General features: G+C 69.5%; 12 protein-coding genes and 1 tRNA gene. 11 read left to right on the plus strand and 2 right to left on the minus strand.

From position 1 onward, the window contains the following. Positions 1–252 precede the first annotated feature (252 nt). A complete protein-coding gene (locus ACZ404_RS14705; RefSeq protein WP_468439848.1) occupies positions 253–423 on the plus strand; it encodes a helix-turn-helix transcriptional regulator in 171 nt (56 codons plus the stop codon). Then, positions 420–1,877 carry a tyrosine-type recombinase/integrase gene (locus tag ACZ404_RS14710; protein ID WP_468439625.1) on the plus strand — a complete coding sequence of 486 codons (1,458 nt, stop codon included), beginning with the start codon at positions 420–422 and terminating at the stop codon, positions 1,875–1,877. The genes ACZ404_RS14705 and ACZ404_RS14710 overlap by 4 nt, the downstream gene beginning before the upstream one ends. Before the next feature lie 163 nt (positions 1,878–2,040). On the opposite strand, the gene ACZ404_RS14715 is transcribed toward ACZ404_RS14710, so the two are convergent. Both ACZ404_RS14715 and ACZ404_RS14720 read right to left on the minus strand, forming a co-directional pair. After that, positions 2,041–2,676 carry a hypothetical protein gene (locus tag ACZ404_RS14715; RefSeq protein ID WP_468439627.1) on the minus strand — a complete coding sequence of 212 codons (636 nt, stop codon included), beginning with the start codon at positions 2,674–2,676 and terminating at the stop codon, positions 2,041–2,043. 232 nt (positions 2,677–2,908) lie between these two features. Then, positions 2,909–2,980 (minus strand) — tRNA-Arg (locus ACZ404_RS14720). Positions 2,981–3,271: 291 nt separating this feature from the next. Here ACZ404_RS14720 and ACZ404_RS14725 point away from each other — a divergent pair. From ACZ404_RS14725 to ACZ404_RS14765, 9 genes are all read left to right on the plus strand, one after another. Beyond that, positions 3,272–3,859 carry a response regulator gene (locus tag ACZ404_RS14725; RefSeq protein WP_468439629.1) on the plus strand — a complete coding sequence of 196 codons (588 nt, stop codon included), beginning with the start codon at positions 3,272–3,274 and terminating at the stop codon, positions 3,857–3,859. 306 nt (positions 3,860–4,165) lie between these two features. Then, a complete protein-coding gene (gene nrtL, locus ACZ404_RS14730) occupies positions 4,166–5,143 on the plus strand; it encodes an ArgS-related anticodon-binding protein NrtL (protein WP_468439631.1) in 978 nt (325 codons plus the stop codon). Between the two features lie 54 nt (positions 5,144–5,197). Continuing rightward, the gene (gene lysA, locus ACZ404_RS14735) at positions 5,198–6,589 is read left to right on the plus strand and encodes a diaminopimelate decarboxylase (RefSeq protein ID WP_468439633.1); all 1,392 of its coding nucleotides are present in this window, start codon (positions 5,198–5,200) and stop codon (positions 6,587–6,589) included. A gap of 170 nt (positions 6,590–6,759) precedes the next feature. Next, positions 6,760–8,049 (plus strand): homoserine dehydrogenase, encoded by a 1,290-nt coding sequence (locus ACZ404_RS14740; RefSeq protein ID WP_468439850.1) that lies wholly within the window; start codon positions 6,760–6,762, stop codon positions 8,047–8,049. 6 nt (positions 8,050–8,055) lie between these two features. Continuing rightward, entirely contained in the window at positions 8,056–9,114 is a 1,059-nt protein-coding gene (thrC, locus tag ACZ404_RS14745) for a threonine synthase (RefSeq protein ID WP_468439635.1), read from the plus strand. A gap of 310 nt (positions 9,115–9,424) precedes the next feature. Then, positions 9,425–10,342, plus strand: a complete 918-nt coding sequence (gene thrB, locus ACZ404_RS14750) for a homoserine kinase (protein ID WP_468439638.1) — start codon at positions 9,425–9,427, stop codon at positions 10,340–10,342. A gap of 398 nt (positions 10,343–10,740) precedes the next feature. Further along, positions 10,741–12,729, plus strand: coding sequence for a transcription termination factor Rho (gene rho, locus ACZ404_RS14755; RefSeq protein WP_468439640.1), 1,989 nt, complete (start codon positions 10,741–10,743; stop codon positions 12,727–12,729). Positions 12,730–12,845: 116 nt separating this feature from the next. Then, positions 12,846–14,729: a trypsin-like serine protease gene (locus ACZ404_RS14760; protein ID WP_468439642.1), complete on the plus strand. Its 1,884-nt coding sequence runs from the start codon at positions 12,846–12,848 to the stop codon at positions 14,727–14,729. Positions 14,730–14,925: 196 nt separating this feature from the next. Further along, positions 14,926–16,056, plus strand: a complete 1,131-nt coding sequence (locus tag ACZ404_RS14765) for an LCP family protein (protein WP_468439644.1) — start codon at positions 14,926–14,928, stop codon at positions 16,054–16,056. Positions 16,057–16,188 lie beyond the last annotated feature (132 nt).

Here is a 16,188-nt window from a genome sequence, read left to right on the forward strand (position 1 = left end):
CACCCCCCCCCCCCCCCCCCCCCCCCCCCCCCCCCCCCCCCCCCCCCCCCCCTCCTTCCCCCCCCCCCCCCCCCCACCCCCCCCCCCCCCCCCCCTCCCTCCCCCCCCCCCCACGACTCAGAGCAATGTGACTCCAACTCAGACAGCCCTTCGCACGGCCGGCGCCCATCGGCCTACATCGAAGGGCGCCGGCCGGACTCCACCTCTTTCCCCTTGACCCTGCAAGGAGGAGTCGTGGCACCCCGCGACGAAATGTTGACCATTCCCGAAGTGATCGAAGAGATCGGTGTACCGCGAGCGACGTTCTATCGCTGGCGCTCCTGCAAGAAGGGTCCGAAGGCTCTGAAGCTCCCGAATGGCGCTGTGCGCATCCGTCGGTCCGAGCTGAATCGCTGGCTCGCGTCGCTGGAGGAAAGCGCGTGACGAATGACACCGCCTCCGGGGCCGACTCGGTCCCGGAGGGTTTCTCTTTCGACGTGCGCCTTTGGAATGTGAGCAAGGCGCAGAGCAAGACCCGGCCGCACCAACTTCGCTGGAAGGTGGGTGGAAAGGTCAGCAGTGCCACGTTCGCCACCCTCCCCCTCGCGCAGGGCCGACGCTCTGAACTCTGGCAGGCGATGCGGAGAGGAGAAGCCTTTCGTATCCATGACGGGCTGCCTGAGTCGGAAGTCCGGCGGGCGGAAGCTGCGGCGCTCGCGGCTGCTGAGGAAAAGACAGATCCCACCTGGTGGGAGTTCTCGCGAGAATTCATGAAGCGGCGTTGGCGCACTGCTGCGGCGAAGACGCGCGAAGGATTCGCGGACAGCCTTGCGTCGGCCACACTCGGCATGATGGGGGAGAGCGCTGACGCGCCCGATCTTCGCACCGCGCGGTTGGCCGTGAGATGCGCCATCGTGCCCGCTCACGCGGACGAGGAGCCACCGCCAGAGCTGGAGAAGACCTGCGCTTGGTTGGCGGAGAACTCCCTCCCGATGTCCTCTCTGAGGAAGCCCAGTGTTGCAGAAGACGTCCACTACCGACTTGCCTACAAACTGGACGGCAAGTTGGCCGCAAAGGAGACGTATAAGCGTCGTCGGCGCTGCTTCAACGCGGCCATGGCGTACGCGATCCAGAGCGGATACCTAGACGGAAACCCGATCGCTGGTTTGGAGAGGCCCGCGACTGCGCGACGTGGGGCGATCGACCCGCGCATCCTCATGAACCCGACGCAGGCACGTGACTTCCTCACTGCCGTGTCCTATGTGGGATCAGTCCATCGGAACCGCGGCAGACGCCTGGTTGCCTTCTTCGGCTGCATTCTGTACGCCGCTATGCGTCCGGCCGAAGTAGTGGGCCTGCGAATGAAGGACTGTCATTTGCCGGAGACCGGGTGGGGAGTGCTCACCCTCCGTGAAACGCGTCCCGTGTCGGGCAAGAAATGGACTGATACGGGGGAGAGGCACGACAGGCGCGGACTGAAGATGCGGGACCCTGAGGCAGACCGTCCGGTCCCCGTTCCGCCTGAGCTGGTGGCCATGCTCCGGGCGCACTTGAAGGAGTTCGGCACGGCACCGGACGGTCGGGTCTTCCACAACGAGCGGGGCGGTCTCGTGGGCTCGACGTCCTACTACAGGGTCTGGGTGGAGGCGCGGCCGTATGCCTTCCCGCCGTCCAAGGCCGATTCGCCTTTGGCGGAGAAGCCGTATGCCGGTCGGGCCTTCTGTATCACCCAATGGCTCAAGGCGGGTCTCGCGATCGCCGAGGTGGCGCGTCGGGCCGGCACGTCTCCGGAGGTGATCGACCGGCACTACGCGGGCCTGATCGACAACAGTGAGGAGGACGACAACAAGAAGATCGAGAAAGCGATGGGGTGGGAAAGAGGCGGCGCCGAGGCTTAGCGAGAGCCTTCCTTTTGGATCCATGGCTTCTCCAGCTTGCTACGGCGAAGAAACTGGTTATTTCGCCGACGAGCTGCGCATCTAGTCGCCGATTTGCCGCGCGCAGCGGCAGCCCGGCCAGCCCTCGGCCGCGTCGCCCTACGGGTGAGTCGTCCGCTGGCCGCTACTCGCCATTTCCGTCTTTTTCCTCCCCGTCTTCGGGGATTTCTTCTACCTCGATCCCACCGCTGGTCAGTTCGTGCAGTCTGCTAAGAGCCACGGTGAGCGTCGTCAATGTGTCCTCGGCCATACGCTCTGCGAGCTCGCTGTAATAGCGCATCGCGCGTGCCTCGGCCGCTGCCGACTTGCGTAGCCTGTCCGCCTCAGCACGCTGCGCCTCCGCCTTGGCGCGCTTGGCGTTCTCCTCGGCGCGCAAGCGCTCCTCTTTGGCTTGGAGACGCCGAATCCTGGATGGCGTCGTAGCCACCCTCTCAGTACCCTTCAGCGCTGCAGCGAGCACGGCGAGTGCGGACCCGGCTTGCGCCCACGAGTTGTCTTTCAACAATTCGAGCAACAGGGAGCCGCCCTCAAGCCGTTTCACCAGCGGGCGGGGAACGCTGGACATGTCGTCGAGCGATTCGAGCAACCTCAGTTGATGCGGGTAATCGGCTGCCGTCGGCATGCGGATGAGGGTCGCCAGCTTGACGCAGTCCTCGTAAACGCCATCGAGTAGGACGAAGAACCGGCTTAGCTCTTGCAGGTCGTCTGGTGTGCGCGGAACGGTCAGACGGATGGCGCCGACCTCGCCGAAGTCATCCATGGATCACCAGCCCTTCGACTGGAACCTATCGCCCGCATATCCGCTTCGCAGTGCCAGCCGTATCGGACTGCGACGTTCGGGGGAGGGAGCGCTCTAGCGCAGGTCTATCGCAGGTCTATCGCGAACAGCGCGAAGCGATGACTAAGAGCGGGACCCAGTGAGACTGGATCCCGCTCTTTGCTGTCGGCTCCCGCCCTGGTCAGACCGCGTTTCTGGGTATCTGACCGGCGAGTGCCCCCGGCAGGATTCGAACCTGCGCACACGGCTCCGGAGGCCGTTGCTCTATCCCCTGAGCTACGGGGGCGTGTCGGCGGGGAGCTGCTCGCTCCCGGCGACGAGTAGAACACTAGCAGGTCCTGCGGGGTGATCAGGAACGGGTTTCCCGGGGTGGGGCGGCGGGTGGCCGGGCCGGCGTGCAGCGTCGGTGTCCTGGCCGGTCCAGGGTCGGTGGCCTGCCCGGCGTCCAGGGTCGGTGGCCTCGCCCCTGTCGAGTCGGTGGCCTCGTCCCTGTCGAAGGGGCCCTGGTGTCGGGGCGTGCAAGCGGCCGCCGGGAGCCGAGTGTGGCCCCGCCGGGTCGTGTCGTCCCCCGGACGGGGTGGAAGTGGGGAAAACCCGGACGCGGTGGCCGGTGCCGACCTACTCTCGAGTTGTGCCAGGCGCGTCGGGCCGGGTGCTTGTTGTGGACGACAACAAGGTCATCCGGCAGCTGATCAGGGTCAACCTCGAGCTTGAGGGGCTTGAGGTCGTGACCGCGGCCGATGGTGCCGAGTGTCTGGATGTGGTGCATCAGGTGCGGCCCGATGTCGTGACCCTCGACGTCGTCATGCCCCGGCTCGATGGACTGCGCACCGTTGCCCGGCTTCGTGCCGATCCCCGTACCCATGATCTTCCCGTCGCGATCATCAGCGCTTGTACGCAGAACGAGGTGGAGACCGGGCTCGACGTGGGTGTCGACGCCTTTCTCGCCAAGCCCTTCGAGCCCGCCGAGCTCGTTCGGCTCGTCAAGCAGCTCCTCGGTCGGCGGCCCGAGGGCAACAGCAACGGCACGACTGGGGGAGAACGAGCGCGAGAAGGGGAAGAGGGGGGCGGTGGTGGCAACGGGAGTGATGGGGACAGTGAGGGTGACGGGGGAAGCGATGGAGTCGCCGACGAGGTGTCCGACGGTGTCCCCTCCGGTACCTGAGGCGGCCTCCGGGGCCTGACGGTACTGCGTCGGGTGCCCTGACATCCGGTGGGCGACCGAGTCCCCTCCGATGCGTGGCGGAAGTGAGCCCGGGACGTGCGTCCGGGTGCCCAACAATCTCCTCCCACCCCACAGAAATTCCTCCCGCGCCAACCCCCACTCGGCGAAGTTCCTCCGGTGCCGATCACGTCTGCCCGGAGCCCCAACGCCCGCCCCCCGCCGCCCACCCACCCGGACCAGGTCCACCCCGTCCCACAACGCAAAACCCCCCGCACCCCCACCCCCCACCTCCCCTACCCTTGTCCCGTGACCCCCGTCGAGCTCTCGCGCACCGTTCTGTACGCGGTGCGGCGTGCTGTTGACGAGGGGGAGCTGAGGGTGACCGTGCCTGAGCGGGTGGTGGTGACCGAGCCGGGGCCCGGGGGGTGTGGGCACTACGCCACGAGCATCGCGCTGCAGCTCGCGCGGCCGGCCGGGGAGTCCGCCCGGCGGGTGGCCGAAATTCTGCGGCCGCATCTCATCACGACCGAGGGTATTGAGGACGTCGTCGTCACCGGGCCGGGGTTCTTGAACATCTGCCTCGCCGATGACGGGGAGGATCTCGCCAGCGCCCTCGTGACGGAGATACGCGGCGCCGGCCCCCGGTACGGGCACGGTCAGGCCCTCGCCGGGCAGGTGGTCGTGTTGCGGGTGCCCTACGAGGCGCGGGCCGAAGCCGTCGCCGATGCCGTCGTACGAATCATCGGGACTCAGGGCGGACGGGGTGAGGTCGAGCACGGGGAGCCGATCACGTTGCGGCCCGTGCCCGCGCCGGAGGATCCCGCGCCGCTCGGGGCCGATGCCGCCCAGTGGGCCCTGCTGTACCCCGCCGCGCACGACCGGCCGCGGATCACCGCCGACCATCTGGTGCAGCGGGAGAGCAATCCGCTGTTCCGGGTGCGCTACGCCCATGCCCGCGTCCGGTCCCTCGGCCGCAACGCCGTGCGTCTGGGGTTCGAGGCCGAACCCGGGCCCGTGGCCGGGGAGCAGCGACTGGTGAGCGCCCTCGCCGACCACCCCCGTGTCCTCACCGCCGCCGCGACCCGTCGCGCCCCGGACCGGCTCGCCCGGCATCTCGTCACCGTCGCCGATGCCGTCCTGCCCTTCGTGCCCGGCGTGCTGCCGCACGGCGAGGAGAAACCCTCGGCCGCCCACCGCGCCCGGCTCGCCCTCGCCGAAGCCGCCGGGACGGTGCTGGCCGGCGGCCTGTCCCTGCTCGGCATCGACGCACCCGAACACCTCTGAGGGCCCGAGAGCAGATGCGCCCCGGAGAGAGACAGAGAGTCTGAGAGCCACGTCATGAGCCGTTCCGCCCATCCCGCCGGGCCCCGTCACGCCGACGTCCTTCCCGAGGGCCACTACTCGGCGCCGCCCACCGACCTCAACCTCCTGGACCAGAAGGTCTGGGCGCAGACCGTCGGCCGCAACGACGACGGGGTCGTCACCGTCGGCGGCATCGACGTCAAGCAGCTCGCCGAGGAGTACGGCACCCCCGCCTACATCCTCGACGAGGCCGACTTCCGGGCCCGGGCCCGCGCCTGGCGTGCCGCCTTCGGTGCCGACGCCGACGTGTTCTACGCCGGGAAGGCGTTCCTGTCCCGGGCCGTCGTGCGGTGGCTGGCCGAGGAGGGGCTGAATCTCGACGTGTGCTCCGGGGGCGAGCTGGCCACCGCCCTGTCCGCCGGGATGCCCGCCGAGCGCATCGCCTTCCACGGGAACAACAAGTCCGTCGACGAGATCACTCGGGCCGTCGAGGCCGGGGTCGGGCGGATCGTGCTCGACTCCTTCCAGGAGATCGTGCGGGTCGCGCACATCGCGCAGTCGCTGGGCACTCGGCAGAAGGTGCAGATCCGGATCACCGTCGGCGTCGAGGCGCACACGCACGAGTTCATCGCCACCGCTCACGAGGACCAGAAGTTCGGGATTCCGCTCGCCGGCGGGCAGGCCGCCGAGGCCGTGCGGCGGGCGCTGATGCTCGACGGCCTGGAGCTGATCGGCATCCACTCGCACATCGGGTCGCAGATCTTCGACATGTCCGGTTTCGAGGTGGCCGCCCATCGGGTGGTCGGGCTGCTCAAGGACATCCGCGACGAGCACGGGGTCGAACTGCCGGAGATCGATCTCGGGGGCGGGCTCGGGATCGCGTACACCGGTGACGACGACCCGCGCGAGCCGCACGAGATCGCCAAGGCGCTGACCGAGATCGTCAGCCGCGAGTGCGACGCCGCCAGGCTGCGCACGCCCCGGATCTCCGTCGAGCCCGGGCGGGCCATCGTCGGCCCGACGGCGTTCACGCTGTACGAGGTCGGCACCGTCAAGCCGCTCGACGGGCTGCGCACGTACGTCTCCGTCGACGGCGGGATGTCCGACAACATCCGGACCGCGCTGTACGACGCCGAGTACAGCGTCGCCCTCGTCTCGCGCACGAGCGACGCCGAGCCCATGCTGGCCAGGGTCGTCGGCAAGCACTGCGAGAGCGGGGACATCGTGGTCAAGGACGCGTTCCTGCCGGCCGACCTGGCACCCGGTGACCTGCTCGCCGTGCCCGCCACCGGCGCCTACTGCCGGTCCATGGCCAGCAACTACAACCACGTGCTGCGGCCGCCGGTCGTCGCCGTGAAGGACGGCGAGGCCCGCGTCATCGTCCGCCGGGAGACGGAGGAGGACCTCCTGCGTCTCGACGTCGGCTGACACCGCCCGGGCGCCCTTGGAGGCCGCACGCCACGGAACGGAAGATCTACGGTCTTCCGCCCCCGTACAAATGAAATAGATGTCTCACGATCCGGACGAAGGGTAGAAACTCCCGTCCGGTGAGTGAGACTGGTCCAACCGTAGACGGTATGAGGAAACGAGGTCGGATGATGCGTACGCGTCCGCTGAAGGTGGCGCTGCTGGGCTGTGGAGTGGTCGGCTCAGAGGTGGCGCGCATCATGACGACGCACGCCGACGACCTCGCCGCCAGGATCGGCGCCCCGGTGGAGCTCGCGGGGGTCGCCGTACGGCGGCCCGGCAAGGTGCGCGAGGGCATCGACCCGGGACTCGTGACCACCGACGCCACCGCCCTCGTCAAACGCGGGGACATCGACGTCGTGGTCGAGGTCATCGGCGGCATCGAGCCCGCCCGGACCCTCATCACCGCCGCCTTCGAGCACGGCGCCTCGGTCGTCTCCGCCAACAAGGCGCTGCTCGCCCAGGACGGGGCCGCCCTGCACGCGGCGGCGGAGGAGCACGGCAATGACCTCTACTACGAGGCCGCCGTCGCCGGTGCCATCCCGCTGATCCGGCCGCTGCGCGAGTCCCTCGCCGGTGACAAGGTCAACCGGGTGCTGGGGATCGTCAACGGCACCACCAACTTCATCCTCGACAAGATGGACTCCACGGGCGCCGGCTACCAGGAGGCGCTGGACGAGGCCACCGCGCTCGGGTACGCCGAGGCCGATCCGACCGCCGACGTCGAGGGCTTCGACGCCGCCGCCAAGGCCGCCATCCTGGCCGGGATCGCCTTCCACACGCGCGTGCGCCTCGACGACGTCTACCGCGAGGGGATGACCGAGGTCACCGCCGCCGACTTCCGCTCGGCCAAGGAGATGGGCTGCACCATCAAGCTGCTCGCCATCTGCGAGCGGGCGGCGGACGGCGGCTCCGTCACCGCGCGCGTGCATCCCGCGATGATTCCGCTGACCCACCCGCTCGCCTCCGTGCGCGGCGCGTACAACGCCGTCTTCGTGGAGAGCGACGCCGCCGGGCAGCTGATGTTCTACGGCCCCGGCGCCGGCGGTTCGCCCACCGCCTCCGCCGTGCTCGGCGACCTCGTCGCCGTGTGCCGCAACCGGCTCAACGGCGCAACGGGGCCCGGTGAGTCGGCGTACGCAGCCCTGCCGGTCTCGCCCATGGGCGACGTCGTCACGCGCTACCACATCAGCCTCGACGTCGCGGACAAACCGGGTGTTCTCGCCCAGGTCGCCACCGTGTTCGCCGAGCACGGCGTGTCGATCGATACGGTTCGCCAGCAGGGCAACAACGGCGAGGCCTCCCTCGTCGTCGTCACCCACCGGGCCTCGGACGCCTCCCTGAGCGGGACCGTCGAGGCGCTGCGCAAGCTCGACACCGTGCGGGGTGTCGCCAGCATCATGCGGGTTGAAGGAGAGTAACCAGCAATGACCCACCAGTGGCGCGGAATCATCGAGGAGTACCGGGACAGGCTGCCGGTATCCGACACCACGCCGGTCGTGACGCTCCGCGAGGGCGGCACGCCCCTCGTGCCCGCGCAGGTGCTCTCCGAGCGCACGGGCTGCGAGGTCCACCTGAAGGTGGAGGGCGCCAACCCCACCGGCTCCTTCAAGGACCGGGGCATGACCATGGCCATCTCCAAGGCCAAGGAGGAGGGTGCCAAGGCGGTCATCTGCGCCTCCACCGGCAACACCTCCGCCTCCGCCGCCGCGTACGCCGTGCGGGCCGGCATGGTCTCCGCCGTGCTCGTGCCGCAGGGCAAGATCGCGCTCGGCAAGATGGGCCAGGCCCTGGTGCACGGCGCGAAGATCCTCCAGGTCGACGGCAACTTCGACGACTGCCTCACCCTCGCCCGCAGCCTGAGCGAGAACTACCCGGTGGCGCTGGTCAATTCGGTCAACCCGGTGCGCATCGAGGGCCAGAAGACGGCCTCCTTCGAGATCGTGGACATGCTCGGCGACGCACCCGACATCCACGTCCTCCCGGTCGGCAACGCGGGCAACATCACCGCCTACTGGAAGGGCTACAAGGAGTACGCCGCCGACGGCATCTCCACGAAGACCCCCCGCATGTGGGGCTTCCAGGCGTCCGGCAGCGCTCCGATCGTGCGCGGCGAGGTCGTCAAGGACCCGTCCACCATCGCCACCGCCATCCGCATCGGCAACCCGGCCTCCTGGAGTTACGCACTGCAGGCCCGGGACGAGTCCGGCGGGGCCATCGACGAGGTGACGGACCGTGAAATCCTGCGTGCCTACCGCCTGTTGGCCGCGCAGGAGGGCGTCTTCGTGGAGCCCGCCTCCGCCGCGTCCGTGGCCGGTCTGCTCAAGGCCGCCGAGCAGGGCAGGGTCGACCCCGGCCAGCGCATCGTGTGCACCGTCACCGGCAACGGCCTGAAGGACCCCGACTGGGCCGTCGCCGGCGCCCCCCAGCCGGTCACCGTCCCCGTCGACGCGGCCACCGCGGCCGAGCGGCTGGGCCTCGCCTGAGCCCTGTCCTCACCCCGGACAGGCCCCTGGGCAGGGACAACCCGTGGCAGGGTGCACGGGAGGCATACGACACGCATCGTGCGCCTCCTGTGCGCCCTATGTCGCCGCAGAACCTTCCTTCGATAGGCTGTACTGAACCCGCCTACCGCATATGCCCCCGCGTGTGGGCGCGGGGCCGCGCCGTCTCCGCGCCCCGACGGGTCTTCGTACGTCATCGAATATCCATCGAATGTCCATCGAGCCTCTCGAACGGCATTCGACCCATCGAGTGTCTTCGACAGTCACGCAGCTCAAGGAGTGTCTTCGAGCGATGGCCGGTCCAGCCTTCCGCGCCGCCGCCGTCCGGGTGCGCGTTCCCGCCACCAGCGCCAATCTCGGGCCGGGCTTCGACGCCCTCGGCCTCGCGCTGGGTCTCTACGACGACGTCGTCGTCCGGGTGGCCGACTCCGGGCTGCACATCGACATCGCGGGGGAGGGCAGCGAGACCCTCCCGCGGGACGAGAGTCATCTTCTGGTCCGCTCTCTGCGCACCGCCTTCGATCTGCTGGGCGGACAGCCCCGCGGCCTGGAGATCGTCTGCGCCAACCGCATCCCGCACGGCCGGGGCCTCGGCTCCTCCTCCGCCGCCATCTGCGCCGGCATCGTCGCCGCCCGCGCGGTGACCATAGGCGGCGACACCCGGCTCGACGACGCCGCGCTGCTGGAACTGGCCACGGAGATCGAGGGCCATCCGGACAACGTGGCGGCCTGTCTGCTCGGCGGCTTCACCCTCTCCTGGATGGAGGCCGGCGCCGCCCGGGCGATCAGGATGGACCCCAGCGATTCCATCGTTCCGGTGGTTTTCGTGCCCGGAAAGCCGGTCCTGACCGAGACCGCGCGCGGCCTGCTCCCGCGCACCGTGCCGCACGTCGACGCCGCCGCCAACGCGGGCCGCGCCGCCCTGCTCGTCGAGGCCCTGACCAGGCGCCCCGAGCTGCTGCTGCCCGCCACCGAGGACCGCCTCCACCAGGAGTACCGCGCCCCGGCCATGCCGGAGAGCGCCGCGCTGGTGGAGCGCCTGCGCGCCGACGGCGTCCCGGCCGTCATCTCCGGTGCCGGACCCACCGTCATGGCGCTGGTCGACGCCGACAGCGCCGACAAGGTGTCCCACCTCGCGGGCGAGGGCTGGGCCGCCAACCGGCTGGACCTCGACGTACAGGGAGCGAGCGTGCTGCCGCTTGCGACCTGAGACACGGTTGCCGGATTTGGAGAGGGGGAATGTTTGTTGGATCCGGTAGTGTTAACCTCAAGTCTGCACCCGACCCCACCATGGCGAGGTGCTTCGTGTCCCCGTCCGGGACAGACATTCTTCCGGGAGCCTCCCAAGCCACTCCGTGTTCCGTGCGCCGTACCTGGGCAGTACGTCGCATGCGGGCACTGAGCGAGCCGCCGGGCACGCTCCGGAATCGGTGCTACCACGCCACGTGACACTGGGTGCCACGCGGAAGCGCCATCACCAGCAAATCTCTTCCGCCGCTTTGGCGGACCACCGCCCCGGCACGGTTCACCGAAGAAGGACCGTAGCCGGACAGCACAACCGGTCGCCGAGCCAGACAGGCCGACGTCCGCTCCAGGGAAGGACCCTTCGTGAGCGACACCACCGATCTGATGGGCGCACGTGTCGAGGAGACCGCTGCCGCGCCCGCCACGGACGCCTCCGCGCCTGCCACCGGTGCCGGCTCCCGGCGGCGCCGCGGTACCGGCCTCGAGGGCATGGTGCTGGCCGAGCTGCAGCAGGTCGCCTCGGGCCTCGGCATCAGGGGCACCGCGCGGATGCGCAAGAGCCAGCTGATCGAGGTCATCAAGGAGGCCCAGGCCGCCGGGGGCGCCGCCCCCAAGGCCGACGCCGCCGCTGAGGCCAAGCCCAAGCGCCGGGCCACCTCGCGGGCCCGTACGGGCGAGGAAGCCGCCGAGAAGAAGGCGGACAAGGCCGCGCAGGCCCCCGCCGAGAAGGCCGTGGCCCAGCAGCAGATCGAGATCCCCGGCCAGCCGGCCTCCGACGACGCCCCGACCGAGCGCCGTCGCCGCCGCGCCACCGCCGAGGCGGGCAGCCCCGCCCAGAGCAGCGCCGAGACCGTCGCCGCCGAGGCCAAGAGCGAGCCCAAGGCCGAGACGCCCGCGCCGCAGCAGGCCCAGCAGGGCGAGGCCAAGGGCGACGCCGGTGACGGCGAGGGCCGCGGCCGCCGCGACCGCCGTGAGCGTGGGCGCGACCGTGACCGGGACCGCGACCGCGACCGGGACCGCCGTAGCAAGGGCGACGACCAGCAGGGCGGCCAGCGTCAGCAGCAGGGCCAGCAGCAGGGCGGCGGCCGCCAGGACCGGCAGCAGGACGACGACGACTTCGAGGGCGGCCGCCGGGGCCGTCGCGGCCGCTACCGCGACCGCCGTGGCCGCCGTGGCCGCGACGACATCGCGGAGCCGCAGGTCGCCGAGGACGACGTCCTGATCCCCGTCGCGGGCATCCTGGACATCCTCGACAACTACGCCTTCATCCGGACCTCCGGCTACCTGCCCGGCCCGAACGACGTGTACGTCTCGCTCGCCCAGGTCCGCAAGAACGGCCTGCGCAAGGGTGACCACATCACCGGTGCCGTGCGCCAGCCCAAGGAAGGCGAGCGCCGCGAGAAGTTCAACGCGCTGGTCCGCCTCGACTCCGTCAACGGCATGGCGCCCGAACACGGCCGCGGTCGCCCGGAGTTCAACAAGCTCACCCCGCTCTACCCGCAGGACCGCCTGCGCCTGGAGACGGACCCCGGTGTCCTCACCACCCGCATCATCGACCTGGTGTCGCCGATCGGTAAGGGCCAGCGCGGTCTGATCGTGGCCCCGCCGAAGACCGGCAAGACCATGATCATGCAGGCGATCGCCAACGCGATCACGCACAACAACCCCGAGTGCCACCTGATGGTCGTCCTCGTCGACGAGCGTCCGGAAGAGGTCACCGACATGCAGCGGTCGGTCAAGGGAGAGGTCATCTCCTCGACCTTCGACCGCCCGGCCGAGGACCACACCACGGTCGCCGAGCTCGCCATCGAGCGTGCCAAGCGTCTGGTGGAGCTGGGCCACGACGTGGTCGTGCTGCTCGACTCGATCACGCGTCTGGGCCGTGCGTACAACCTGGCGGCTCCGGCTTCCGGCCGCATCCTGTCCGGTGGTGTCGACTCGACCGCGCTGTACCCGCCGAAGCGGTTCTTCGGTGCGGCGCGCAACATCGAGGACGGCGGTTCGCTGACCATCCTGGCCACGGCTCTCGTGGACACCGGGTCCCGCATGGACGAGGTGATCTTCGAGGAGTTCAAGGGCACGGGCAACATGGAGCTGAAGCTCGACCGCAAGCTCGCGGACAAGCGGATCTTCCCGGCCGTGGACGTGGACGCCTCCGGTACCCGTAAGGAAGAGATCCTGCTCGGCAACGAGGAGCTGTCCATCGTCTGGAAGCTCCGCCGGGTCCTGCACGCACTGGACCAGCAGCAGGCGATCGAGCTGCTGCTGGACAAGATGAAGCAGACCAAGTCGAACGTCGAGTTCCTGATGCAGATTCAGAAGACGACGCCGGCTCCCGGGAACGGGGACTAGTCGGTAGAGACTGGGTAAGAAAGTGGGCCGCCCCCCGTCGATCGGTGACGGGGGGCGGCCCTTTGGCGCTGAGAGGTACGGGTGCGCACCACGCGCCCCTTCTGACTCATCGCTCCATGGGGGGACTCTTGTCCACGCCTCTGCCCCGCAACGGTCGGCACAGACGTCGCATACGCCTCGGCCTGCCCGTCGCCGCGGCCGGTGTCGCCGCAGCCGTCGCCGCTGCACTGCTGACGACCTCCGCGGGTGCCACGACGCCCTCGGCCTCGCCGACCGTCAAGCCCACCGCCGGGTCGGCGTCGCTCACCGAGCTGACGGATCGCGTCGCGGGCGCGCTCGCCACCGACAAGGACTTCAAGAGGGCCTCGAAGACCAAGGACACAAGCGGCGGAACGGCGAGTTCCGGCGCCACGTCCTCCCCGTCCTCCGGCTCCGCGACCTCGTCCGGGTCGTCGTCCACCTCCACCGTCAGCCCCATGATCATCGGTGGTACCAGCACGAGCATCACCACGGCACCATGGATGGCCCAGCTCTGGTACTACGACGACAAGCGCACCACCGACACCGGCGACGACGTCGGCTTCTTCTGCGGCGGTGCGGTGGTCGCGCCGACGAAGATCCTCACCGCCGCGCACTGCGTCAAGGGCTACGACTGGCACGCCAACGGCGCCATCGTCACCGGCACCGACCAGCTCCCCACCACCGACACCTCCGGCAACACCGACCTGCACGGCGGCACGGTCTCCGGCGTCTGGCGGCAGTGGCGCCACTCGTCCTACAACGCGACGACGGTCGACAACGACATCGCCGTACTGACCCTGCCGAGCCCGATCAAGGCCACCCCGATCCGCATGACGACGTCGACCGACACGTCGTCCTACGTGGCCGGCACAAGCGCCAAGGTCTACGGCTGGGGCCGCACCAGCTCCACCAGTGACTCCATCTCGCAGACGCTGAAGACGGCGACGCTGCCCATCCAGTCCGACACCACGTGCGCCGGCTACTACGGCAGCGACTTCGTCAAGGGCCACATGGTCTGCGCGGGCAAGCCGGCGACCGGCAGCGACTCCGGCACCACGTCCGCCTGCAACGGAGACTCCGGCGGCCCGCTGATCGTGAACAACCGCATCGTCGGCATCGTCTCCTGGGGCGTGCAGAACTGCGTGGCCAAGGGCGCGTACAGCGTCTTCACGAAGGTGCGGGCGTACGTCGGGGCCGCGTACCCGCGCATCGACGACACCAACCTCAACGGCGACCACAAGGCCGACCTCTTCGTGCGCAGCCACTCCACGTACACCGGCTACGAGAAGGACTCCAAGGGGACCTCGTTCGCGACCCGCATCTCCTGGGGCAGCTTCAAGGGCTACAACACCGTCCTTCAGACGGACCTCGACCGGGACGGCTACCAGGACCTGATCCTGCGCCGCAGCAGCGACGGGGCTGTCTTCTGGCTGCACTACGTCCCGGCCACCGAGAGCTGGAGCAAGAAGGAGATCTTCAGCAACTGGTCCACGCGCAAATTCACCGTCGCCCCCGGTGACGTGACCGGCGACTACCTGCCCGACCTGCTGTCGGTCGATTCCTCGGGCATCCTGTGGATCTACCCGGGCAAGGGCAACGGCTCCTTCGCCTCCCGGATCGAGGTCGGCTCCGGGTGGGGTCAGTACAACTCCCTGCGCGGCCACGGCGACTTCAACGGCGACGGCAAGGCCGACCTGATCGCCCGCTCCAAGAGCAACGGCTACGTCTACCTGTACCGCGGAACCGGCAAGACCGGTTCCGGGGCCTTCTCGAGCCGGATCCACGTGCGCACCTGGACCGGCTACAACGCCTTCGACGCCGTCGGCGACGTGAGCGGCGACGGCAAGGCCGACTTCCTGGCCCGCACGCCGGGCGGCACGCTCTACCTGTACAAGGGCACCGGCAAGGCCAGTAGCGAGATCTTTGCCACAAGGGTCTCGGTTGGTACCGGTTTCCAGCAGTACGACCTCTGGGGCTGAAATCGCAGGTGAGCGCGGCTCACCCTGCGTAACCCGATGACACGGAGTGCCCACCGCACCACGCGGTGGGCACTCTGCGTTGTGCCACGCTGTCCCGAGTTTCTCCGCCCGACCGGGCAGAGCGACGATGGAGCGGTGACGACCGCGCCTCACCCTGAGCACAGGGGGTACCCGACCGACGAGACCTAGGAGAGACGTGTCCGCCGAGAACACGCCGCACCCCGGCATACCGGAGCCGGTCACCACCGGCCCGCGCCGCGGCAAGGGCCGCCGCCGCAGGACCAGCAGCACGCGCCGCAAGGCGCTGCTCGTCACGGCCTGGACGGCCGCGGGCGTGGTCGTGCTGGGCGGTACCGGCCTCGGATACGTCTACTTCAAGCTCAACGGCAACCTCAGAAGCGTCGACATCAACCAGGCCCTCGGCGGCGACCGGCCCGCCAAGGCCGCCAACGGCTCCGAGAACATCCTGGTCCTGGGCTCGGACACCCGTTCCGGCTCCAACAGGAAGCTCGGCGGCGGCACCGACGACGGCAGCGCCCGCTCCGACACGGCGATGATCGTCCACGTCTACGAGGGCCACCGCAGGGCCAGCGTGGTCTCCATGCCCCGTGACACCCTCATCGACCGCCCGACCTGCACCGACACCAAGGGCGTGACCCACCCGGCGGCGCACGGGGTGATGTTCAACGAGGCGTACTCCACCGGCGGCGCCGCCTGCACGGTCAAGACCGTCGAGTCCCTCACCGGCCTGCGCATGGACCACTACCTGGAGGTCGACTTCGCCGGCTTCCAGAGGCTGATCGACGACCTCGGCGGGGTCCCGGTCACCACGACGAAGAACATCGACGACCCGCAGAGCCACCTGACCCTCAGGGCCGGCACCCACACCCTGAGCGGCCGCCAGGCCCTCGGCCTGGTCCGCACCCGGCACGGCGTCGGCGACGGCTCCGACCTGGGCCGCATCCAGCTGCAGCAGGCCTTTGTGAAGGCCCTGCTCGGCCAGGTCAAGCACGTCGGCGTGTTCTCCGACCCGAAGAAGCTCTACGACCTCGCCGACACCGCCACCAAGGCCGTCACCACCGACTCCGACATCGGCTCGGTCAACGCCGTCATCGACTTCGCGGACGGTCTCAAGGGCATCGACGCGAAGAACATGCGCATGATCACCATGCCGGTCCGGTACGACCCGGCGGATCCCAACCGCGTGATCATGGAGAAGGCGAAGGCCCGGCAGGTCTGGAGCGCCCTGAAGAACGACAGGCCGATCCCGAGGTCGGCCACCAAGGACACGGCGACCGGAGAGGCCAAGGGCGTGGTGACGGGCTAGGAGTTCCCCGGGGTCCACCCGGGTTCCCGCCCCGTCCCGCCCGCCCGGGCCGGAATAGAAAGCCCCCACCCCCGGTTTTGGGAGATGGCCCCAGTCCTGGCAGACTGGACCGTCGGCCCCGGTTCACGCTCC

The sequence above is a fragment of the Streptomyces sp. NPDC030798 genome, from assembly GCF_055572275.1.

Coding starts and splice junctions, on each gene's coding strand:
- ACZ404_RS14705 (WP_468439848.1), top strand. CDS start 253: ATGTTGACCATTCCCGAAGTGATCGAAGAGATCGGTGTACCGCGAGCG.
- ACZ404_RS14715 (WP_468439627.1), bottom strand. CDS start 2,676: ATGGATGACTTCGGCGAGGTCGGCGCCATCCGTCTGACCGTTCCGCGC.
- lysA (WP_468439633.1), top strand. CDS start 5,198: ATGAGCCGTTCCGCCCATCCCGCCGGGCCCCGTCACGCCGACGTCCTT.
- ACZ404_RS14740 (WP_468439850.1), top strand. CDS start 6,760: ATGCGTACGCGTCCGCTGAAGGTGGCGCTGCTGGGCTGTGGAGTGGTC.
- thrC (WP_468439635.1), top strand. CDS start 8,056: ATGACCCACCAGTGGCGCGGAATCATCGAGGAGTACCGGGACAGGCTG.
- thrB (WP_468439638.1), top strand. CDS start 9,425: ATGGCCGGTCCAGCCTTCCGCGCCGCCGCCGTCCGGGTGCGCGTTCCC.
- ACZ404_RS14760 (WP_468439642.1), top strand. CDS start 12,846: ATGGGGGGACTCTTGTCCACGCCTCTGCCCCGCAACGGTCGGCACAGA.